This is a genomic window from Peteryoungia aggregata LMG 23059, from assembly GCF_030814435.1.
In the GTDB taxonomy this organism is placed as follows: domain Bacteria; phylum Pseudomonadota; class Alphaproteobacteria; order Rhizobiales; family Rhizobiaceae; genus Allorhizobium; species Allorhizobium aggregatum.
This window is the reverse complement of the sequence record NZ_JAUSUW010000002.1, coordinates 90,700-112,696: the sequence shown is the minus strand read 5'-3', so window position 1 is coordinate 112,696 and position 21,997 is coordinate 90,700. Positions and strand designations below refer to the sequence as shown.

Below are 21,997 nucleotides of genomic sequence, written 5' to 3'. Positions count from 1 at the left end.
GAAGATATCATGATCCGCTCCCTTCTCGCAGCCTGTGCAATCTCTCTGGTCTCTCTCGCGCCGGCCGCGGCCGAGAGTGTCAAATTCGCCGTCACCGACATCGAGGGCCTGGAAGCCCTGCAGCAGGAATTCGGCGGCTTTGAAAAGGCCCTCGAGCAGGCCACCGGCCTGGAAATCGATCTCTTCCCGGTCAGCTCGCGCACCTCGGCGGTCGAGGCGATGAATTCCGGACAGGTTGATCTCGTCCTCACCGGCCCGGCCGAATACGTCGTCATGAAGGAACTTGCGCAGCCGCAGATCGTCGTCGCCTGGCAGCGTCCGGACTACTTTGCCCAGATCGCCGTCTTGGCCAATGGTCCGATCCGTTCGGTCGAGGATCTCAAGGGCAAGAAGGTATCCTTCGGCTCTGTTGGATCCACCTCGCAGCATCTTGGTCCGGCCCAGACGCTCACCGACTACGGCCTCAAGTACAATGAGGACTACGAACCCGTCATCCTCGCCCGCAACGTTGCCGCAGAAGCGCTGATCCGTGGCGACATCGCCGCCATCGGCCTTAACTTCGGCCACCTTGCCTCCGTCCGCGAGGCCTTCCCGGATGTCGCCTTTGCCGTGGTCGCCCGTGGCCGTGACCTGCCGAACGACATTCTCGTTGCCCGCAAGGACCTGGCCGAGGAGACCGTCGCAAAGATCCGCACGGCCTTCAGCGAAAAGGGCACCGACATCATGGCTGCTGTTCTCCAGGGCGAAGACAATCAGAAGTTCAAGGGTGGCTTCTTCCTAACCGACGTGAACGACAGCGACTACGATTACGTCCGCTCGATGTATCGCACGATCGGCGTCGACACCTTCAACGACTTCGTCAACTGAACGGATTTCCCCGAGCCTGCTAACGGGTCGGCGTCATCAGCGCCGGCCCCTTGCCATATCCGCAGAAAGAAGACCCCCATGGACGTTGTCAGCACGCAGGGCCTGAAGAAGGGCTATGCCAACGGTAAGCCGGTGTTTTCCGGCGTCGATATCCGCATCCGGGGCGGCGAGCGCGTCGCGCTGGTCGGAGCCAACGGAGTGGGCAAGTCGACGCTGCTCAAGTGCCTGATCGGCCACACCCCGTTCTGCGATGGCGAGGTCTCGACGCTTGGCGAGGCTTTCCGCAAGGCGCCGAACGGGTCGCAACTGAAGCGGATGCGCCAGCAGATCGGCTTCGTGTTCCAGCATCACGGTCTCGTCCGCCGGCAGTCGGTGCTAACCAATGTCGTTCATGGCAAGCTTGGCCTTCCCGGCACCTGGCGCGCCTGGCATCAGGCGATCGCCGAGCGTGAAAGTCGCGAAGAGGCGATGGATGCGCTCGACCAGGTGAAGCTTTCCCACAAGGCGACGGCACGCGCCGACGAACTTTCGGGCGGTCAGGCGCAGCGCGTCGCCATTGCCCGCGCCCTGGTGCGCAAGCCCAGGCTGATGATTGCCGACGAGCCGGCGGCCAGCCTCGATCCGACGGCGGGCCGCGACGTCATGGCGCTGTTCTCCGACCTCGTCCGCGAAAAAGGCATCACGCTGGTCTATACGACCCATGACATGGAGCATGCCTTGAGCTTTGCCGACCGGATCATCGCGTTGAAGGCAGGCCGTATACATTTCGACCTTCCGGTGGCAGACGTCGACCGAGAGCGCCTGGATGGTGTCTTCCATGCGTGATGCTGTGCCCGACCGCTTCTTCCGTGCCTCGCCCTTTGCCTTTGCCATTCTGGTCGCTCTTGGCGCGGTCTTGATCGTCTCAGCCACGCAGGTCGCGCCGACACCGAACCAGTTGATCAACGGCGCCCCTCGAATGGCAAACCTGATCGAGCGCATGCTGCCGCCGAGCCTGGAACCCGGCTTCCTGATGCGCGTCACCTGGCGCACGATCGAGACCTTGCAGATCGCTTTCGTCGGCACCGTCATCGGTGTTCTGCTGAGCCTGCCGATCGCCTGGCTTGCCTCGCGCACGCTCTCGCCGATCGGCCCTTTTCGACACGTCTTCAAGGTGATGATCTCGCTGTTCCGCACCGTGCCAGACATGGTCTGGGCGCTGCTCTTCGTCGCCTCCATCGGCCTTGGCGCCGTTGCCGGCACCATGACCATCATTATCGACACGATCGGTTTCTGCGGACGCTTCTTCGCCGAAGCGATCGAGGATGCCGACAAGGAGCCACAGGAGGCCCTGTTTTCGGCCGGCGCCGGGCGTTTTTCCGTGCTCTCCGGCGCGGTCATCCCGGATATCATGCCGTCCTTGATCAACACCTCGCAGTTCGCGCTGGAAAAGGCGGTCCGCTCGTCGGTCGTACTCGGCCTCGTAGGCGCCGGTGGCATCGGCCAGGAACTGAAAGTCGCCTTCGACCTTTTCCAGTACCGCAACGCCTCGACCATTATCCTGGTAATCTTCGTCATCGTGCTTGTGATGGAACTGGCGACCGACCGTTTGCGCCAGAGGGCGCAGTGAACCTCAGCCGCGCGGCCCTGAGACCGTCTTGCGGGCCGTTCAGCGATCCCGATACATGACACTTGAGGCCATCGCCACGATGAGCGATGATCCACTTATCAGCCTGCCAGCCGCAAGCTGACCCACTCCCGGCACTGTCCGGAAGGCACGGCGATTGCCGAAGCTACACCACCGTTCCTCAGATTGCAGCATAGCGCTCGAGCGCCAACCTCAGCGATGCCGTGGCCTCTTTAAAACTCCGAAAGTGGCTGGATGCCCGGTGAGCCGCGACGGCCGCCTCGTCTACAAACTCTTCGACCAGCAGAAAATCACTTGGCTGGTCGCGGGATCGCAGAATGTCGAAGGTCAGGTTTCCGGGCTCTTGGCGGCTCGAATGCTGAAGACCCCTGAGCGCGCTGAGGAGGCTTTCAGCCTCCGCCTCCTCGCACCGGATCCGTAAATACACTCCAATCGATGACTGCTTCCAGTTCGTGAGATCCTCGCTTGCAATAAATTTCGAGGAGAAAAATATTATGCAAAGGTGATTGACGCAACCCTGCAGTCACGATATTGATCGCGCCATGCAATAAATTCCGTTCATAGAATTTTATTGCAATCGTTCAATCTCTCTGGGAGGGGAAAAATGCTGAAGTCTCTGAAGGCCGCCACCGCCATCGGCCTGATTGCCGCCGCCGCCATTGCCGGGGCCGTCGCGCCGGCCAATGCCGAAGGCAAGTTCGCCTGCGAACCGGGCGAAACCTATGTCATGAACGTCATGGTCTCCGGCCATCCCTATTGGGTCCCGGTCTTCGAAGGCTTCAAGCAGGCTGCAAAGTCGCTCGGCTGTGAGGCCGCCTTTACCGGCACGCCGGAATACGACATCACCAAGCAGATCGCGTCTTTCGAGCAGGAAGTGGTAAAGAAGCCGAAGGGCATCCTGCTGCATCCGATGCAGTCGGATCCCTTCATCGAGCCGATCAACCGGGCCATCGACTCCGGCATCTCGGTCACGACATTTGCGGCAGACTCACCGAAGTCGAAGCGCACTGCCTATATCACCTCCGACAATGTCGCCGAGGCGAAGTTTGCAGCCGAGGAGATCGTCAAGGCGCTCGGCGGCAAGGGTGAATATGCGGTGCTCGAGAACCCGGGCCAGAGCAACCATGATCTTCGGGTCACGGCGCTCATCGACTACATGGAGCGCACCCATCCGGAGATGAAACTGGTCGGACGCCAGGCGACGAACCAGGATTCCAACGCGGCCTATCAGGCGGTCTCCGCCATGCTGCAGGCCAATCCGAACCTCGGCGCGCTCTGGATCCCCGAAGCCGGTTCGGCAGAAGGCGCGGTTGCCTCCGTGCTCGAAGCCAAGAAGAAGGTCCTGATCCTCCATGCGGACATCACGCCCACGACGCTTGAGCACATCAAGCAGGGCAACATCCACATGTCGATCAACCCCAACCAGGGCATCCAGGGCTTCATGGGCTTCATGAACACCTTCCTTGGCGCTCATCCGGAGCTGATCGATCCGTTCAACGACTACAAGGTCTCCGGCTTCAACCCGATGCAGATCCCGTCGATGGACAATGGCTTTGCGGTCATCACCAAGGCCAACGCCGCATCCTTCGACCTCAACGAATACATGAAGGGCCGCTGAGCGCGACCCGACGTGACCCCGGCGGCGCCTCTTGCGGCGCCGGGGAAGTCGAAGTGATGGAAGGGGAGGGGTGTCATGGCCGAGGTCGTCCTCAGCTTAACGGATGTGCACAAGTCGTTCGGACCGGTCCAGGCCCTGCGCGGCGCCGAGTTCGAACTGCGCCGCGGCGAGATCCACGCGCTGGCGGGCGAAAATGGTGCGGGCAAGTCGACGCTGATGCATATCATCGACGGCATCCTGCAGCCCGATCGTGGCGAGATCCGTCTCGACGGCGCTCCCGTTCGCATCGCCTCGCCGAATGCCGCCAACCGGCTCGGCATCGGCTTCGTGCACCAGGAAATCGCCCTCTGCCCGGAGATCTCCGTCGCCGAAAACATGTTCATGGCCGAAACCGGCCGCAGCCGTACCCTGTTGATGGACTACCGCGCGCTGGTCGTCCGCGCCGCAGAGATCCTCAAGGAAATCGGCGATATCGATCCGAGGCGCCGTGCCGGCGATCTCTCGATATCGCAGCAACAGATCGTCGAGATCGCCAAGGCCCTGACGCTCGACTGCCGCATCCTGATCCTCGACGAGCCGACCGCAGCCCTCACCGAAACCGAAGCGCAGACGCTGTTCAAGATCATGCGTCGCCTCGCCGATCGCGGCATCGCGATCATCTATATTTCCCACCGCATGGCGGAGATCTTCCAGCATTGCGACCGGATCACCATCATGCGCGACGGCTGCCACATCAAGACGGCGGACGTCGCGGCGATCACCCCGGAAGATGTCGTCAACAGCATGGTCGGGCGCGTGCTCGACAAGCTCTATCCGCCCAAGCAGGCGCCGGACGCCAAGTCGGACGATGTCATCCTCTCGGTGCGCAATCTGACCGAAGGGCGAAGGGTCTCCAACGTCAGCTTCGACTTACGCAAGGGCGAGATCCTCGGCCTGGCCGGCCTGATCGGTGCTGGGCGCAGCGAGATCGTCCGTACCATCTGCCGGCTGGAAGGCAAGGCCGAGGGCGAGGTCGTGCTGAAGGGCCGGAAACTTTCTCTCCGCGATTATCGCGACAGCATTCGCGAGGGGCTGGTCTATGTTTCCGAGGATCGCAAGGGTGACGGCCTGTTTCTCAACATGTCGATTGCAAGCAATGTCTCGGCGCTTGATCTCAAGCGCGTGGCCAATCCCTTCGGCCTGATCAGCCGCCGCCAGGAAACCACACGCGCCGAGCACTACGGGACACGGCTGAAACTGCGCTCCAACGGGGTGGGCGACGCCGTCAATACGCTGAGCGGTGGCAATCAGCAGAAGGTCGCGCTCGCAAAGATGCTGTCGGTCGAGCCTGAGGTCGTCTTTCTCGACGAACCGACCCGTGGTGTCGATGTCGGGGCAAAGGCCGAGATCCATCGCCAGATCCGCGATCTCGCCAATGAGGGCGTCGGTGTCATCGTCATATCCTCGGAACTCCCCGAACTGATCGGGGTGAGCGACCGGGTGCTGGTGGTGCGCGAGGGGCGCATCACGGGAGAGGTCACCGGTGCCGAGATGACCGAAGAACGGATCATGCAGCTTGCATCGATCAGCAGTCAGTTGACCCAGGGCGATACTTCGCCCGTGGACGTTACCGCGTCCCAGGGCAAAGCATGAGGGAGTGGGAAAAATGGTAGCGATCGACACACAGCCGCACGCAGGCTCGGCCGCCGAGCGACGGGTCCAATGGTGGACACCCGCGATCAAGGCGCGCGAGACGGGCCTGATCGTCATCATCCTGACGCTGTTCACGGTGATGTCCTTCATCTCGCCCTACTTCCTCACGGTCGACAATCTCCGCGCGATGGCCATGGCCTTTGCGGTGGAGAGCATTGTGGTGGTCGGCATGACGATCCTCCTCATCTCGGGCGGCATCGACCTGTCGGTCGGCTCGGTCACGGCGCTGGCCATGGTGGTCGCCGGCTGGCTGTTCCTGAACGGGATCGATCCCTGGGCGGCGGCGGCCTTCGCCATCGCGGTCACCACCTGCATCGGCATGTTCATGGGCTTCCTGACGACGGTCGTCGGCCTGCATCACTTCATCGTCTCGCTCGGCGTGATGGTGATTGCCCGCGGCGTCTGCCTGCTGGCAACGGGTGGCCGGCCGCTCGGGCTCTTTTCCCTGCCGCCGGAGTTCAAGTTCATCGGCCAGGGCGCTGTCTACGGCATCCCGCTCGTCATCATCATCTTCGTGGTCGTCGTGGTGTCCTTCGACTTCCTGCTGCGCCGGACGACGGCCTTCCGCAAGGTCTTCTATACCGGCAGCAATCCCAAGGCGGCCGCCTATTCCGGCATCCGCGTCGGCCGCGTCGTCTTCGCCACCACCACGCTTTGCTCCATGCTCTGCGGCGTGGCCGGCGTCATCTACATGGCCCGCTTCGGCTCCGCCCAGCCCAGCTTCGGCGTCGGCATGGAGTTGAACGTGATCGCCGCAGCCGTCATCGGTGGCGCCAGCCTCTCGGGCGGTGCCGGCACCATCTTCGGTGCGATCCTCGGCGCGGTCCTGCTTTCGGTGGTTTCCAGCTCGCTCGCCTTGCTCAATGTGTCGGTTTACTGGCAGGACATCATCAAGGGAAGCATTCTGCTCACCGCCGTGCTGTTCGACCACTACCTGGTCAAGCGCCGCCGCTGAGCAGCCGGGAAGCAACGAGGAGACGACGCGTCATGGTGGACAACAGGGATGAATTCGATCAGCAGCGCCAGATGTATTCGGTCCTCGTCCTGCATTTCATCGAGGGGGTGAAGCAGTCGGAGATCGCCGAGAAGCTCAACCTCTCGCATACGAAGGTCAACCGCATGATTGCCGCTGGTCGCAAGGCAGGCATGGTCAAGATCAGCATCTCCAGTCCCTATCAGCGGCTGGTCGATATGGAAAACGATGTCAGCCAGCGCTTCGGTCTGAAGCAGTCTGTGGTCACGCCCACCGTATCGGATAATCCCGAGACGACGCTGCAGATGGTCGGACGGGTCGCGGCCAACCATCTTCTCGAAACGCTTCGCGACGGCGACGTCATCGCCATCACCGGCGGCAAGGCGGTGAGTGCCGTGGTCGAAAACCTTGAGGCCGAGCGCCGTTTCGATATCAGGGTCGTGCCACTCACCGGCGGCGTGCAGGGCAAGCATTATACCGACGTCAACCACCTGGCGACGCAACTGGCCGACAAGCTTGGAGGCACGGCGCAGCTCGTCCATGCCCCGCTGTTTGCCGAGGACGATAAGCAGCGCGACCTGCTGATGAATGTCGCCTCGATCCGGGAGGTCTTCGATCTCGCGCGCAAGGCAACCGTGGCCCTTGTCGGTATCGGCTCGGTCCAGGCGCCGGGTTCCGGCTACTACGACCTTTTGCCGGATCCGGCACGCGGTGGCCAGGCGCTTGTTGACGCGGGCATTGCCGGAGAATTTCTGGCGCATCTGATCAAGGCGGACGGTTCGCTCGCCGAGATCGATCTCAATTCGCGGGTCGTCGCACTCGATCCGGCAGACCTTGCCAACTGTCCGACCATCATCGGCGTGGCAGCAGGCAGTCTGAAGGCAGGCCCGGTGGCAGCGACCCTTGCCGGGCGGTTTTTGACCTCGCTCGTGGTGGACGAAGAAATCGCCCGGGCACTCGATACACATGGGGAAGGATGATCCGGTGACGGACCAAGGCATACTCAACAGGCCCATCGGCCGAAGCGGCATCAAGGCATCCGCCGTCGGGCTCGGCACCTGGGCCATCGGCGGCTGGATGTGGGGCGGCACCGACGAGAAACAATCGATCGACGCCATCAGAGCCTCGGTGGATGCCGGCATCTCGCTCATCGATACCGCACCCGCCTATGGCATGGGCCTGGCCGAAACGATCGTCGGCAAGGCGATTGCAGGCCAACGCGACAAGGTCGTGCTCGTCTCCAAATGCGGCTTGGTCTGGCATGTCGGCGAGGGCACCTACTTCTTCGAGCAGGCCGGCAAGCCGGTTCATCGCTACCTGGGGCCGTCCTCCATCCGCTACGAAGTCGAACAAAGCCTTCGCCGTTTGGGCACCGACTATATCGACCACTATGTCACCCACTGGCAGGATGGAACGACGCCGATTGCCGAGACGGTCGGGGAACTGCTTCGCCTGAAGGACGAGGGCAAGATCCGCTCGATCGGTGCGAGCAATGTGTCTGAGGCAGATCTGGGAGCCTATCTCGCGACGGGGGCACTCGATGCGATCCAGGAGGAATACTCCATGGTAAAACGCGATATCGAGACGAGCTTCGTTCCGACCTGTCTCGACAACGGGGTTTCCATTCTCAGCTATTCGTCGCTGGCGCTCGGCCTGCTCTCGGGCAAGATCGGTCCCGACCGCGTCTTTGCTGATGACGACCAGCGGCATGGCAATCCGCGCTTCAGCCTCGGCAACAGGAAGAAGGTCGCTCGACTGATGGATGTGATCCGCCCGATCGCCGACCAGCACCAGGCATCGGTCGCCCAGGTGGTCATCGCCTGGACGCTCGCCCAGCCGGGCATCACCTTCTCGCTATGCGGTGCGCGCGACCCCACCCAGGCGATAGAGAATGCTGGCGCGGCGCGCTTGCGCCTGACGGAACATGAAGTGTCGGCCATCACGGCCGGCATAAGAGACCATCTGGTCGAACTCGACCGGTAACCATCACAGACCACAACAGAGAATTGGGACGTTGGCGTCAAAACCAGCGAACGGTACTTCCATGTCCACATTCCGCGAGGACGCGCTCAGGCGAATTCGACAGGACGGCGATTTTGATGCCGTCGTGGTCGGCGGCGGCATCAATGGCATTGCCGCCTATCGCGATCTGGCGCTGCAGGGATTGCGCGTGCTTCTGGTCGAGCGGGACGACTTCGCCTCGGGCTGCAGCGCCGCCCCCTCGCGCATGATCCATGGCGGCCTGCGTTATCTCGAAAACGGGGAATTCAATCTCGTCCGGGAATCCCTGGCCGAGCGCGATGCACTGCTCAGGCTCGCACCCCACATGGTTCACCCCCTGGCGACGACGATCCCGATCCACTCGATCTTCAGCGGCTTCTTCAACGCGGCGGCCACCTTCTTCGGCTCAGTCGGTAAACCATCGAGCCGTGGGGCGCTCGCGATCAAGGCCGGCCTCTCGCTCTATGATCTCGTCACCCGCAAGAACCGGCTTCTCCCGCGCCACCAGTTCCGCAATGCCCGCAGCACCCGGGCCCTCTGGCCGGCCTTGACGTCTCAAGTCCGCTATTCCGCGACCTATTACGATGCCTGGATCAGCCAGCCGGAACGCCTGGCGCTCGAACTCGTCCTCGACACGCGAAGCGACGCGCCCCAGGCGATCGCGCTGAACTACACGAAACTCCTGCGGATCGGCGACAGCTACCAGCTCTCGGCGGAAGGTTCGAACGAACTCATCGTCGTGCGTCCCCGCATGATCGTCAATGCCACAGGTGCATGGATCGACCAGACCATCACGGCACTCAGCGACGGCGGAGCACCTGCCGAGAAGACGGTCACCGGCACCAAGGGCTCACATCTCATCCTCGCGAATGACGCCCTGTATCAGGCTCTGAACGGCCACATGATTTTCTTCGAAAACACCGACAACAGGGTCTGTATCCTCTTTCCCTATCTCGGCCGCGTGCTGGCCGGGTCGACGGATATCAAGGTCGACAAGCCGGGCCGGACGCGCTGCGAGCCGGAAGAACGCGACTACATCCTCGCGGCCATCCGCACCGTCTTTCCGGATCTCGCCATCGCTGCCTCCGATATCGTCTTCAGCTTCAGCGGCATCCGTCCGCTGCCGCGCAGCGATGCGGAATTCACAGGCAAGATCTCGCGCAGCCATGTCATTCACCGGGTCGAGAGCGATCCGCCCCAGCTCTGCATGGTCGGCGGCAAGTGGACGACCTTCCGCGCCTTCGGCGAACAGGTGACCGACGAGGTGCTCGCCTTCCTCGGTCGCCCCCGGATCGCGACAACCGCCGACCGTCCCATCGGTGGCGGCCGGAACTACCCGGCGGATGGCGAGCGGTTGTCGGCTCTGCTCTCCCGCGAGTTTCCGATCGGCAAGGCCCGCGCCGATCACCTGGCATCCACCTATGGATCGCGCGCCTTCGATCTCATGGCCTTCTGCGACGCACACCCGGACGACGTTCCCTTGTCCTCCACAAGTGTGATGACGCTCGCCGAAATCCTCTGGCTCATGAGAGGCGAAGACGTTCAGCACCTGGCCGACATCGTGCTCCGCCGCACGAGCCTTGCGATCACCGGCCAGATCGATCTCGAAATTCTCGATACCCTGCTGACCGTCATGGCCCGCGAGCTCGCCTGGTCGGGCGAGCAGATGTTGGCGGAGCGGCGGCAACTCATCGATGAACTCGGGACCTATTACGGGGTCTCGGTCGCAATGCTTCAGGACAGATGCAAGGAAAAGGACAAGGCGTCATGATGCGAATATCCAAGAAGGCACGCATGAACAGGCTGTTTCGTCAGGGCGGCTGCCTCGACGTCGCCATCGATCACGGTGTCTGCAACGAGCCGAGCTTCCTGATCGGCCTGGAGGACATGGCAGGCGTGGTGGACAAGCTCGTCGAAGCAGGTCCTGATGCCATCCAGATGGCCTATGGCCAGGCAGACCTGCTGCAGGCAAGACCCGAGCGCGACAAGCCGGCGCTCGTCATGCGGATCGACATGGGCAATCCCTACAATTCCACGCGCCACCGCAGCATGTGGTCGCAACTGCAGAACCATGACGAACCGATCATCGGCGCGCTCGAAATGGATGCGGCCTGTGTCGTCGTCAATCTCTTCATGCTGCCGGACGAGCCGGAGCTCTTCCGCCAATGCGTCGAGAACATTTCCCGCGTGCGCGCCGATTGCCACCGTTATGGCATGCCGCTGATGATCGAGCCCTTGGTGATGCTGCCCAATGATATCAGGGGCGGCTATCAGGTGGACGGCGATGCCGAGAAGATCGTCACGCTGGTCCGCCTGGCCTCCGAAATGGGCGCCGATATCATCAAGGCCGATCCGACCAGCGATCCCGAGGACTTCCACAAGGTCATCGAGGCGGCGCGCTGCCCGGTTCTGGTCCGCGGCGGCGGCCGCGAAGACCTGCGCGTCGTGCTCGCCAAATCAGCGGCCCTGATGGCTCAAGGCGCAAACGGGATGGTCTATGGACGCAACATCTATCAGCATGACAATCCGAAGGCTGTCGTGAAGGCGCTGATGGCAATCATCCACCAGCGCGCCAGCGGCGAAGAAGCATGGGATATTTATAACCGTGGCTGAGAAGAACTACATTTTGGGCGTCGATGTCGGAAACACGGTCATAAAGGCCGTGCTCTTCGACACGGAGGGCCACCAGATCGCGCACTGCGCCATCGACGGCCAGTCGAGCTTCCCCGAGCCAGGCCATGTCGAGCGTGATCTCTCCGAGCTCTGGCAGAACGGCTGCGCGGCGATCCGCGAGGTCATCGCGAGGTCCGGCGTCGATCCGACCCGGATTCTGGGGATCGGATGTGCCGGCCATGGCAACGGCCTGTACCTGCTTGATCGGGCCTTTCAGCCGTTGAAAGGCATCCAGTCGCTGGACAGCCGTGCGGCTGACATTGCCGCAGAACTCGATCGTGAACACGGGGACGCCCTGCAGGCACGCTGCCTCCAGCGCCCCTGGCCATCGCAGACCCCGAGCCTGCTCGCCTGGGTCAAGCGCCATGCGCCGGAGACCTATGCCAAGATCGGCGCTGTCCTGTTCTGCAAGGACTACATCAACTTCCGGCTGACGGAACGGTTGGCCAACGATATCTCGGACCTGAGCGGTGCAGGCCTCCTCGCCATGCCGGAGGGCGTACTCGACGCTGATTTGCTTGGCCTCTATCACCTTGAGGATGCCTTGCCGTTCTTCCCCGAACGCGTGCAGTCCGCAGATATTGTCGGCCGGGTAACCGCAGCGGCCGCCAAAGCAACGGGTCTGGCGCAAGGCACGCCCGTCATCGGTGGCTATTTCGACGTAGTCTCAAGCGCCATGGGTTCAGGCGTGATCCATGCCGGTGAAGCCTCGGTCATCGCGGGGACCTGGAGCATCAACCAGGTCTTTGCCGATGAGCCCGTCATCAGTCCCGATGTCTTCATGGTCACCACCTTCGGGCAGGGGCGATACGTCAACATCGAATCCAGCGCGACATCGGCCGCCAATCTCGAATGGTATGTGCACCGCATGCGCGGCGACCATGGCGGCGAGGCTTTCGATCGCTGCAACGATGAAGTCGGCAAGGTCGTACCCCGCGCCGACGACCCCTTCTTCCATCCCTTCATCTTCGGCTCGCGCCTCGGCGCCGAGTTTCGCGGCGGTTTCTACGGTCTCGCCGGGTGGCATGGCGAAGGCCATATGATCAGGGCGCTCTTCGAAGGCGTCTGTTTCGAACATCGACGGCACATCGAAGTACTGCGCAATGCCGGGCTTGCCGTCGACCGCGCAGTCATGTCCGGCGGTGGCTCGCGCAGCCCGCATTGGCCGCAGATGATGGCCGATGTCCTGGAGATCCCGCTCACCGTTGCCGAGGCCCGGGAGACCGGTGCTCTCGGAGCTGCAATCGGCGCTACGGTCGCGATCGGCCTCTATGCTTCTTATGAAGAGGCCGTGGCTGCGATGACCCGGTCAGCCAGAGACTTCCAGCCGAATACGGAACGGACGGAGCATTTTTGCAGGCGATACGGGTTCTACACGGCCCTGACCGACCAGATGCGGGACTTCTGGAGCGCGCTCCGCCTGAAGCCGTAAGCGCGGGCGAAGACCACAGACGAACAGAGGCGATCCTGATCGCCAACGAAAGGACAGACCATGCCGGACACGACACGGCTCGATGGCGACTATGACTATGTCATCGTCGGGGCAGGGACCGCAGGCTGCGTTCTCGCCGCCCGCCTGACGGAGGATCCGAAGACCCGCGTGCTGCTCCTGGAAGCCGGAGGCTCGGACCGCTATCACTGGGTGCAGATCCCCGTCGGCTATCTCTACTGCATCGGCAATCCGCGCACCGACTGGATGATGCGCACCGCATCCGAACCCGGTCTCAACGGCCGCAGCCTTGCCTATCCGCGCGGCAAGGTGCTCGGCGGCTGCACCTCGGTCAACGGCATGATCTATATGCGCGGCCAGGCGGCCGATTACGACGGCTGGCGTGACCTCGGCAATCCCGGCTGGGGCTGGTCGGATGTGCTGCCCTATTTCCGCAAGTCCGAGGACTATCACGGGCCGTCGGGAAAAATGCATGCGACCGGTGGCCCCTGGAAGGTCAGCCGCCAGCGCCTGAAATGGGACATCCTCGAGGCCGTCCAGGAAGGCGCCCGCGAGTTCGGCATCGAACCGCGCGCCGACTTCAACGACGGCGACAATGAAGGATCCGGCTTCTTTGACGTCAACCAGCACAACGGCGTCCGCTGGAACACGGCCCGCGGCTTCCTGCGGCCCGTCCTGAAACGCCCCAATCTACGCCTGGTCCAGCATGCCCTGGTTGAACGCCTGACCTTCGAAGGCAAACGCGTGACCGGCGTCCACTACCGCACGCCGGGAGGCGCGTTCTCCGCGAAAGCGTCAGGCGAAGTGATCCTCGCCGCCGGCGCCATCAACTCGCCGAAGCTCCTGGAACTCTCCGGTATTGGCGACCCCACCCGCCTCTGGTCGCTTGGCATCGACGTCAATCTCGCAAAGCCGGCCGTCGGCGCAAACCTGCAAGATCATCTGCAGATCCGCACGGTCTTCAAGGTGAAGAACACGGTGACGCTGAACGAGCTCGCCAATTCCTGGCGCGGCAAGATGAAGATCGCTGCCGAATATGCGCTCTTCCGCTCTGGCCCCATGTCGATGGCACCCAGCCAGTTCGGCATGTTCACCCGGTCAGGCCCGGAAGAAGACCGGCCCGACATCGAATATCACATCCAGCCGCTCTCCACCGACAAGCTGGGCGACCCTCTGCACCCGTTCCCGGCGATCACCGTCTCGGTCTGCCAGTTGCGCCCGACCAGCGCCGGTACCTGCCACATAACGTCGGCTGATCCGGCCCTGCAGCCGGACATCCGTCCGAACTACCTCTCGACCGACCAGGACCGTTCCGTCGCGATTGCCGCCATCCGCCAGGCAAGACAGGTGATGTCGGCTGCAGCCCTGCGTCCCTTCCAGCCCGAGGAGATCCTGCCCGGTCGGGAATTCCAGGACGACGAAGCCCTGCTGCAAAAGGCCGGCGACATCGCCACCACCATCTTTCACCCCGTCGGAACCTGCCGGATGGGGCCGGACCCCGACGCCGTCGTGGACCCCGCATTGCGCGTGAGAGGCCTTCAGGGCCTGCGCGTCGTCGACGCCTCCATCATGCCCAGCATCGTCTCGGGCAACACCGCTTCACCCGTGGTCATGATCGCCGAAAAGGCGGCAGATCTGATCCGCCAGGCGCGCCTGGCCTCCCGGCAGACCAGCCCTGCCAGCCTTCCCTGACATGGATCAAACTGGGTTGGCCGATCCGGCGCCCATACGGAGAAAATGCGATGCGGAATGTCTCTATCTCCCGTAAGTTCCTGCTGATGATGGGGATGTTCGGTGTGTGCACACTGATCCAGATTGGCTACACGGCGGCCCACCTTCACTCTCTGGCGAGAACCTACAACACGATGCTGAAGTCTGATGCCGGGGGCGCGCTTCAGCTCGCGAAGGCCAATCACGCACTTCAGGAGATCCGCTCAGCGACCGCAGATATCATGATGTCGCGAACCAGCGACATGAATACGCTGGCCAGCGATGAACTCGCCAAGGCCCAGGCTGCGTTTGGTGCGGCGATCGAGCAGGCCGGACAGCTCTTGCCGGAACGCCAGGCAGACCTGGCGGCGATCAAGGGCGATGTGCAGTCGACCCTGGACGCGGCGTGCAATCACGTTGTCGAAATTGCACTGACGTCGAACAGCGAGGCGAATGCGGCGGGCAGCCAGGCCTTGTTCCTCAAGGAGTGCCAGCCAAGGATCAACGCGCTCGGGCCTCGCCTTTCGGCGCTCACCGCCGAGGTTGCCGATACGGTCGAGAGGACCGGCCAGGTGCTCGAACAGAATGCCGGCAAGGTTGCCTTGCAGACACTCGTATTCGCCGTTTTGAGCCTGATCGGCGCGCTTGTGGGAAGCCTGTTTCTCGTCCGGATCTGGGTTGTTCGACCGGTGGGGAAGCTGTGTGCTGATATGGACCGCCTCGTACACGGCGATTTGGGCATCATGGTTTCAGGCCTCGACCGGGGCGACGAGCTGGGGCACATGGCGCGGGCCGTGCAGGTCTTCAAGGAAACCGGGATCAAGGCTTCCGAACTTGAAGCGCAGGCGGCAGAAAGCCGGACCCGGACCGCGGCCGAACAGGAGGGTGCGCGCCGTCGCGAGGCGATCGTCACGCAGCAGATGCAGGACGCGACGCGTGGCCTCGCCGAAGGTCTGAGACACCTCGCTGCCGGCGACCTGACCTTCACGATCGACACGGCCTTTGCCGAGACCTTCGAACCGGTTCGTCAGGATTTCAACGCGACGATCGACAATCTTCGCTCGACGGTGGGGCAGATTACGGCGGCGGTTGACCTCATCGAGAGACGCGTCCGGGAACTCGGTGCGGGGGCCGCCGAACTGTCGTCGCGCTCTGAAAGACAGGCTGCCTCGCTGGAAGAAAGTGCGTCCTCTCTGCGGGACCTGACCGCCAATGTGCAGCAATCTGCCGCCAGAACCGAGGAAGCGAGGCGCTTTGCCACCCACTCCAGCGCGGCGGCTCAACAGTCGAACGAAGTCGTGCGCATTGCGATGCACTCTATCGGGCAGATCGAGAAATCATCCAACGAGATTGCCAACATTGTCGGCGTCATCGATGACATCGCCTACCAGACGAACCTCTTGGCCTTGAACGCCGGCGTTGAAGCTGCCAGGGCGGGCGACAGTGGCAAGGGTTTTGCCGTTGTCGCCCATGAGATCCGCGAGCTTGCGCAGCGATCGAGCCTGGCCGCCAGCGACATCAAGCAACTGATCGAGACGTCGGTCGGTGAGATCAGGCTCGGGGTGCGGCACGTCGGTGTCGCAGGACAGTCACTTCAAGCCATCAGCGCCCAGGTGCTTCTCATCAACCAGGAACTCGACGCCCTGGCCCGGACCGCACTGGAGCAATCCAGCAGTCTACGCGAGGTCAATACGGCGATTGTCCAGATCGATGAGGCGACCCAGAAGAACACCATGATGGTTGAGGCGAGCAGCGGCGCCACGAAGGAACTCGTTGATGAGGCCGACAGGCTTCGTGGCCTCATCGATCAGTTCCGGCTCGTCACCGATGAGCATCCCGCGATGCGTTACGGACAGGGCGCAGCCTGAGCAAAATCACACAGCACTTCGTCTCCAACGCTGAGGCAGGATGAGCACAATGCCAAGTTCGGTGACGACGTCAGACCGTCATCCTCTAGGCGGACTGGGCCTTCAATTCCGTTGGATCGGTACTGGCCTGCTGCTGATCCGCGATGAGTTGGCCGGCATCCTTGCCGCTCATGGGGCGGCCAAACAGGTATCCCTGGATCAGATCCGGCTGGAGAGGCGCTAGAACAGCCATCTCCTCTTGGGTCTCGACGCCTTCGAGCACGCACCGCAAGTTGAGCTTGGAGCATAGGGCGATGATGGCAGCCACGATTTCACGCGATGTGATGCTGTGGGGAACCTTGCGGATGAAACTCCTGTCGATCTTGACCTTGTCGAGCGGCAGCTGGTCGAGATACTCGAAACTCGAATAGCCAGAACCAAAATCATCCAGTGCGACCCTGCAGCCGCGGCTTCTCAATCTGTCAAGAACGGTGCTGGATGTTGTCAGGTCAGACATCACCGCTGTCTCGGTAATCTCGAATTCCAAACGGCTCGGCGAAACTTGCTCCTCCATGATCTGGCCGAGCAGCGAGAGTACAAAGGTCTGGTCTGAAATGTCTCGTGCTGAAAGGTTGAAGGACAGACTGATATCGTCGGGCCATTTCTTGAGTTCCGCCAACCCTTTGCGAAACAGAATGGCGGTGACTTTCTGGATGAAGCCGGAGCGTTCGGCGACGCGAATGAAAGCGTCGGGGCTGACAAGCCCGAGCCTTGGGTTTTGCCAGCGGGCCAGTGCTTCGAAGCTAACGACGCGCGCCTCGCCCGGCGAATACTGCGGCTGAAAAAGAAGGAAGAGTTCCTGTTCGAGGTTGCCTTCGCGCAACTCCCGCTCGATGGCGGTCGCGTTTTCCATTTCCTTGCTGTCGGTGGTTTCGAAAAGGATGCATTGTCCGCGGAACCGGGCCTTTGCCTTATAGAGGGCGAAGTCGGCCTGCTCATAGAGCTGGGTGCTGTCGGTTCCCATGCTCGGAAAATGCGAGATGCCCGCCGAAGCGCCCACCGAGAGTTCCTGGTTTTCAATCATATAGGGGGCGGTGATCGCCTTGATCCAACTGCCGGCAAGCTCCCTTACCCGAGGTTCGGAGACGTCTCCGGTCAAAACGACGGCAAACTCGTCACCACCGATCCGGCCAATCATGGCCCCCTCGAGATGCAGGTCCATGGCCCGCGCGACGGAGGCGCGCAACAGGCGGTCGCCCATCGAATGACCGTACACATCATTGATGCCCTTGAAGCCATCGAGATCGAATATTCCCAGCCAGAACGGCGTGCCTTGCTCGATCAGAGTGTCGATCTTCTCGAAGATGGCGCGCCTGTTGGGGATCCCGGTCAGCATGTCGGCGTCGGCAAGGGCCCGCGCCTTTGCTGTTAGTTCATCGGCAAGCAATCGCGCGTCGATCTGTCGAATGATCGCATGCCTGAGCAGCCCCGTCATACTGACCGACGCGAAAGCTGTCGCAACGACAATGGAGACATACTCCGCGTAGAGATCGGCAGGAAGAGAGGTGGAAAACCAGTAAAGCGTCGCCAATGTTAGCGGAACGCTGATCATGACCGTGCGCGTTGTGGCGCCGGTGATCGCGAAAATGAAGGCCAGCAACACGAAGTATATGTAACGCGTCTCGACATTGTAGACGAGAAGGTAACTCAGGAGGTTGAGGTACATGAAAAGTTGCATGGCCAGATTATGAAATTCGAGCCTGGCCAGCGACATGGTCTGGTTGTTCGTCAGAAGCTTGTGAAACAGATAGAAACTGAGAGCTGTCGTCGTGCTGATGAAGGAGAATACGGCCAGCATCAGGCCGCTCTGCGTCTGCCAGTGCTCCCAGGTGACGAAGAGGTAGTAGCCGCAGGCGGGGATCAGGATAGGCCGCAGGATCGGGATATAGGCATCCACCATCGCCTGCTGTCGTGCCGGGTCGTTTGATATCCTGAATTGATTGAGCAGCTTGGCGATTTTCATGGAGAGAGTTTTTTGTCTTCGCCTGATCCGTATGGTCGGTGCTCTGGTGGAGGCAAACGCATAGATTTGTCCCGTTTCTTCATGTGCCAGCATGGCGTGCAATGGCTGTGCGGCACGACCAATGTCAGCCATCGGGATATATATCAGCGAGATTTAAAACAGGTTTACGGCAATCCCGGTTTGGAGCGTGGCTTTCGGGTTTGGCCCCTGCTCAGCAGGTTTGCTGCCTGGCCATGCGGGACTTTGAAGGAGAGTTTACGACCGTCCCCAAGGCGGCCCTTGCCGCCGGTCGCCAGTCCATGTGTCTGGTCGATCCTCGCTTGCGCTAGACAGGCCAAGCCGCTTGAACGACTTGCGCCGTGGTAGCTCATCTTTCCAAGATGATGTCGCGTTTCCGCGAGGGAGATGGTCGCTGGCTATAGAGTGAAAATGCGCAAAGATGAGCATGCCCCGGAAACGCGAACCCTTTTCGTGGCTTGGAAACGCGGTCAAGTTTATGGTCGTGCTGTGCTGGGTGGCGAGGGCCACAGGCCTCCAACGGCTAGCTCAGATTCAAGCGTGTTCCCTCTGCGATAGCGTCAAATCCTGCATTGACGGAAGGAAAGCACAGCTCCACGCGTGTGCCGTCTCCCAGGCGAGAGCTAATCCTGACATCACCGCCCGACTGGCGGACAAACCCGTAGACCATCGCCAGCCCAAGTCCGGAGCCACCGGTTTTGGAGCGCGTTGTGAAGTAGGGCTCCAACGCCTGGTCGAGAACTTCCGGCGACATGCCGACACCTTCATCGATAACGGCGATGATCACGGTTTCCATCTCCCTTCGCGCTTCCACTCTGATTGCCCCACCACCCGGCATGGCCACCGATGCGTTGAGACACAGGTTCAGGATCGATTGCTCCAGCAGGGCAGGATCGAGGCTGAGAGTTGGCAGGTTGGCCGCAAGGTCCAGCTCCAGCTGATTACGCGAACCGATTGCCATTTCCAGCACGTCGGCCATGCCGTGGAGGATTGTGGCAACATCGATCGAGGCTGGACGTATCTGCTGCTGGCTGCCGACGGACAACATGCTGGATGCGAGTGCGCGTCCTCGTTCCGCTGCCTTTCGTATGCGCCCGAGGTGGCGCTTCTGGCGTTCGGTGAAGCCGGGTTCTCGCTCGAGAAGGCCAAGGCTCCCGGTGATGATGCCGATCATGTTGCCGACCTCGTGGCTGACCTGATGTGTCATCCGCATCACCACATCGAGGCGCTGGGCTCGAGCCGCCTCCACCTCTTGCCGATCCATGGCCGTAACGTCACGGGCAAGCAGGACCACGCCTCCGTCCGGTTGCCGAGAGGCGGAGATCTCCACGACCTGATCGTCGACGAACCGGTGCCGGAGCATGCGTCGCTCGACGAGTGAGCCGCTTTCGCTTTCTGCCGGCATCAGCAGCGGATCAATTTCGTCAACCGTCCCAACAAAGCGGCGCAGTGGCATTTTTCGAGACGACCCTGTCTGCCGCATCAGTTCAATGATCCGGCGGTTCATGGTGATCGGTCGGCCTGTCGGATCGAAAAGGGCAATGCCTTCGTTCATTGTCCGGAAGGTTGAACGGATTGTCCTTGCAGCCGCTTCCGCCGTGCGTCTCAGACGGGACACGCGATCCACGCTCTCCTTGAAGGCACGGAAGGCGTCGAGCAACCGGATCAATTCCGTTTCCGTCCCCGCATAAACAGGCGGTCCCACATTTTCTTCTCCTCTTGCCAGCGCATTCATGCCGCGCGAGAGGTCACCGATCCCGTGTGAAACACGCATGACCGAGCGGATGGAGAGGATCGCCAGGATAACGACTGCGAAGGACGCGATCACGATCATGACGAGCAACTGACGCAAGGCACTGGATGTGGATTCGAGGTTCTGGTTAAGCGCGTTGGCCACCAGCGCGCTCTGGGTTTCCGTCGCGTGCGAGAGATCACGCGAGACGGTGTGCAGGCGAGAGATGGATGCGCGGATCGTGAACATTTCCAGGAGGTAGCGTGTCTGTGCCTCGAAGATCCTTCGATAGGGTTCAAGTTGTTCAGGCGAGACCCGCAGATTGGGCCCCGGTGTCAGCATCCGGGCGGATGTCTCGGCCACGAACCGTCGTTGAAGTTCACCAAGCTGGAAGAGGCTGTCCGACGTCGAGGCAGATTGTGCGATGCCATTCAGACGCAGCCTGAGATCCTGATCCTCGATGACGCGAGCGGTTGCGATCTCGCCGAGTGCGACGGCCGCTTCGGCCTTGTGTCCCTGGGCGGCATCTGCATTTGCCGCAAGGGCCAGCGTCTGGGCCTCGATACTCTTGAGGAGTTCGATGATCCGGCGCGCTCCGGCACCTTGCATGGCCGTGCCGGGCTGATCCGGAGACATGGTCTCGATCAGCGTTTCCACCTGAGCGACCACGGCGCGGCTTTCGCTCGAAACGCGATAGGGAGACGTGGCATTCATCAGGAATGGCGCGCTCGAAACAAGGTCGGAGACCTGTCTCGATACGAGCGATGCCTTGGCGAGGCTCGAAAAGGCCTGCACACTATAGGCCGACATTTCGTTGCGTGCCCTTTGCAGACCGTAAATCGCGACGGCGGACAGGAGCAGGACGGAAATGCAGATGAAGATGATTGCAAAGGGCAACCGAAAGGCGATGGAAGAGAGGAAAGCGCGGTTGATCAAGGCGATGATCCGGCGTCGTCAGTGTGCAGGACATAGCCCTTGCCGCGTCGCGTCTGTATATGGCGGGGCAGGTCGGGGTTGCGCTCGATCTTGCGCCTGAGGCGCAGTACCAGGACATCGACGTTTCGATCGACGAAACGATCCGAGTCGGTCCCCATCCGGTCGAGAATCTGGGCGCGGCTGACGGGTGTGTTCGGGGTTTCGGCGAGGATTTCCAGCAAGGCGAATTCCGCTGCCGTCAGCGTCTTCGTCGGATCGGCAAAGCAAACGGCTCGGCGCTGAGCGAGATCGACAGCCCATTCTCCGAGCCTGAGCGCTGCCGAGGTGTGGTCGCGGTCGCCCTCTCTGTCGTGGCGCAATTGCGGGTGGGTGCGTCTGAGAACCGCCTTGATCCGTGCGGTGAGTTCGATCGGCTCGAACGGTTTCACCACATAGTCGTCTGCCGCAGTTTCAAGGCCGAGCACTCTGTCGGTCGCGCTGCCTGCTGCCGTCACCATGACGATGCCGACATCGGTCTGGGCCCTCAAACGTTGGGCGAAGGCCCGCCCGGAGAGGCCCGGAAGGTTGTGGTCGACCAGAACCAACTGAACTGTCTCATGCTGCAGGCGCTCCTGTGCCGCTTCCGCAGATGGTGCCGTCACCGGTATCCACCCCTCTGCCTCCACCAGGTCACAGATAAGCTCCGCCATATCCGGATCGTCCTCGACGATCAGAATTTTCACCTTCTGGTTCAACACGTTGCAGTCCTCCCACGGTGATCATAACCCTGTGGGACGAAAACGCCAAAGACTTGCTGGTTATCGGCGAGCGTCACAATTGTAACATTTGAA

17 protein-coding genes are annotated in these 21,997 nt (G+C 61.7%); 13 read left to right on the top strand and 4 right to left on the bottom strand.

The window, feature by feature from the left end; all coding sequences use genetic code 11:
• The first annotated feature begins 9 nt into the window (after positions 1–9).
• The 3 genes from J2045_RS03470 (at position 10) to phnE (ending at position 2,476) form a co-directional block, all read left to right on the top strand.
• Positions 10–867: a PhnD/SsuA/transferrin family substrate-binding protein gene (locus J2045_RS03470; protein ID WP_307369440.1), complete on the top strand. Its 858-nt coding sequence runs from the start codon at positions 10–12 to the stop codon at positions 865–867.
• 78 nt (positions 868–945) lie between these two features.
• Positions 946–1,692, top strand: a complete 747-nt coding sequence (locus J2045_RS03465; protein WP_307369438.1) for a phosphonate ABC transporter ATP-binding protein — start codon at positions 946–948, stop codon at positions 1,690–1,692.
• Positions 1,685–2,476 carry a phosphonate ABC transporter, permease protein PhnE gene (phnE, locus tag J2045_RS03460; RefSeq protein ID WP_307369436.1) on the top strand — a complete coding sequence of 264 codons (792 nt, stop codon included), beginning with the start codon at positions 1,685–1,687 and terminating at the stop codon, positions 2,474–2,476. The genes J2045_RS03465 and phnE overlap by 8 nt, the downstream gene beginning before the upstream one ends.
• Positions 2,477–2,654: 178 nt before the next feature.
• Here phnE and J2045_RS23135 read toward each other — a convergent pair whose 3' ends face one another.
• Positions 2,655–2,921: a putative quinol monooxygenase gene (locus J2045_RS23135; protein WP_370872975.1), complete on the bottom strand. Its 267-nt coding sequence runs from the start codon at positions 2,919–2,921 to the stop codon at positions 2,655–2,657.
• Positions 2,922–3,098: 177 nt separating this feature from the next.
• On the opposite strand from J2045_RS23135, the gene J2045_RS03450 reads away from it, so the two are divergent.
• The 10 genes from J2045_RS03450 to J2045_RS03405 all read left to right on the top strand — a co-directional run bounded on the left by J2045_RS03450 (position 3,099) and on the right by J2045_RS03405 (position 16,479).
• A complete protein-coding gene (locus J2045_RS03450) occupies positions 3,099–4,112 on the top strand; it encodes a substrate-binding domain-containing protein (protein ID WP_307369431.1) in 1,014 nt (337 codons plus the stop codon).
• A 75-nt stretch (positions 4,113–4,187) separates the two neighbouring features.
• Complete coding sequence (locus J2045_RS03445; RefSeq protein ID WP_307369429.1) at positions 4,188–5,744, top strand: sugar ABC transporter ATP-binding protein; 1,557 nt, start codon at positions 4,188–4,190, stop codon at positions 5,742–5,744.
• 13 nt (positions 5,745–5,757) lie between these two features.
• The gene (locus J2045_RS03440; protein ID WP_307369426.1) at positions 5,758–6,759 is read left to right on the top strand and encodes an ABC transporter permease; all 1,002 of its coding nucleotides are present in this window, start codon (positions 5,758–5,760) and stop codon (positions 6,757–6,759) included.
• Between the two features lie 32 nt (positions 6,760–6,791).
• A complete protein-coding gene (locus tag J2045_RS03435) occupies positions 6,792–7,757 on the top strand; it encodes a sugar-binding transcriptional regulator (RefSeq protein WP_307369425.1) in 966 nt (321 codons plus the stop codon).
• A gap of 4 nt (positions 7,758–7,761) precedes the next feature.
• Positions 7,762–8,760, top strand: coding sequence for an aldo/keto reductase (locus tag J2045_RS03430; protein WP_307369423.1), 999 nt, complete (start codon positions 7,762–7,764; stop codon positions 8,758–8,760).
• A gap of 61 nt (positions 8,761–8,821) precedes the next feature.
• The gene (locus tag J2045_RS03425; RefSeq protein WP_307369421.1) at positions 8,822–10,549 is read left to right on the top strand and encodes a glycerol-3-phosphate dehydrogenase/oxidase; all 1,728 of its coding nucleotides are present in this window, start codon (positions 8,822–8,824) and stop codon (positions 10,547–10,549) included.
• The gene (locus J2045_RS03420; protein ID WP_153763527.1) at positions 10,549–11,391 is read left to right on the top strand and encodes a class I fructose-bisphosphate aldolase; all 843 of its coding nucleotides are present in this window, start codon (positions 10,549–10,551) and stop codon (positions 11,389–11,391) included. The genes J2045_RS03425 and J2045_RS03420 overlap by 1 nt, the downstream gene beginning before the upstream one ends.
• Positions 11,384–12,883, top strand: coding sequence for an FGGY-family carbohydrate kinase (locus J2045_RS03415; RefSeq protein ID WP_307369418.1), 1,500 nt, complete (start codon positions 11,384–11,386; stop codon positions 12,881–12,883). Before J2045_RS03420 ends, J2045_RS03415 begins: the two co-directional genes overlap by 8 nt.
• Before the next feature lie 60 nt (positions 12,884–12,943).
• A complete protein-coding gene (locus tag J2045_RS03410) occupies positions 12,944–14,593 on the top strand; it encodes a GMC family oxidoreductase (protein ID WP_307369415.1) in 1,650 nt (549 codons plus the stop codon).
• A 50-nt stretch (positions 14,594–14,643) separates the two neighbouring features.
• Entirely contained in the window at positions 14,644–16,479 is a 1,836-nt protein-coding gene (locus J2045_RS03405) for a methyl-accepting chemotaxis protein (protein ID WP_307369412.1), read from the top strand.
• An 85-nt stretch (positions 16,480–16,564) separates the two neighbouring features.
• Here J2045_RS03405 and J2045_RS03400 read toward each other — a convergent pair whose 3' ends face one another.
• The 3 genes from J2045_RS03400 to J2045_RS03390 all read right to left on the bottom strand — a co-directional run bounded on the left by J2045_RS03400 (position 16,565) and on the right by J2045_RS03390 (position 21,904).
• On the bottom strand, positions 16,565–18,481 hold the full coding sequence (locus J2045_RS03400; RefSeq protein WP_307369410.1) for a putative bifunctional diguanylate cyclase/phosphodiesterase: 1,917 nt from the start codon (positions 18,479–18,481) through the stop codon (positions 16,565–16,567).
• 541 nt (positions 18,482–19,022) lie between these two features.
• Entirely contained in the window at positions 19,023–21,167 is a 2,145-nt protein-coding gene (locus J2045_RS03395; protein ID WP_307369408.1) for a sensor histidine kinase, read from the bottom strand.
• A complete protein-coding gene (locus tag J2045_RS03390) occupies positions 21,164–21,904 on the bottom strand; it encodes a response regulator transcription factor (RefSeq protein WP_307369406.1) in 741 nt (246 codons plus the stop codon). Before J2045_RS03390 ends, J2045_RS03395 begins: the two co-directional genes overlap by 4 nt.
• Between the last annotated feature and the right edge of the window lie 93 nt (positions 21,905–21,997).

Excerpts from the sequence above, each read along its gene's own strand:
- J2045_RS03425 (WP_307369421.1), top strand. The coding sequence starts at position 8,822 with ATGTCCACATTCCGCGAGGACGCGCTCAGGCGAATTCGACAGGACGGC.
- J2045_RS03435 (WP_307369425.1), top strand. The coding sequence starts at position 6,792 with ATGGTGGACAACAGGGATGAATTCGATCAGCAGCGCCAGATGTATTCG.
- J2045_RS03420 (WP_153763527.1), top strand. The coding sequence starts at position 10,549 with ATGCGAATATCCAAGAAGGCACGCATGAACAGGCTGTTTCGTCAGGGC.
- phnE (WP_307369436.1), top strand. The coding sequence starts at position 1,685 with ATGCGTGATGCTGTGCCCGACCGCTTCTTCCGTGCCTCGCCCTTTGCC.
- J2045_RS03410 (WP_307369415.1), top strand. The coding sequence starts at position 12,944 with ATGCCGGACACGACACGGCTCGATGGCGACTATGACTATGTCATCGTC.
- J2045_RS03465 (WP_307369438.1), top strand. The coding sequence starts at position 946 with ATGGACGTTGTCAGCACGCAGGGCCTGAAGAAGGGCTATGCCAACGGT.
- J2045_RS03405 (WP_307369412.1), top strand. The coding sequence starts at position 14,644 with ATGCGGAATGTCTCTATCTCCCGTAAGTTCCTGCTGATGATGGGGATG.
- J2045_RS03445 (WP_307369429.1), top strand. The coding sequence starts at position 4,188 with ATGGCCGAGGTCGTCCTCAGCTTAACGGATGTGCACAAGTCGTTCGGA.
- J2045_RS03440 (WP_307369426.1), top strand. The coding sequence starts at position 5,758 with ATGGTAGCGATCGACACACAGCCGCACGCAGGCTCGGCCGCCGAGCGA.
- J2045_RS03450 (WP_307369431.1), top strand. The coding sequence starts at position 3,099 with ATGCTGAAGTCTCTGAAGGCCGCCACCGCCATCGGCCTGATTGCCGCC.
- J2045_RS03400 (WP_307369410.1), bottom strand. The coding sequence starts at position 18,481 with ATGAAAATCGCCAAGCTGCTCAATCAATTCAGGATATCAAACGACCCG.
- J2045_RS03470 (WP_307369440.1), top strand. The coding sequence starts at position 10 with ATGATCCGCTCCCTTCTCGCAGCCTGTGCAATCTCTCTGGTCTCTCTC.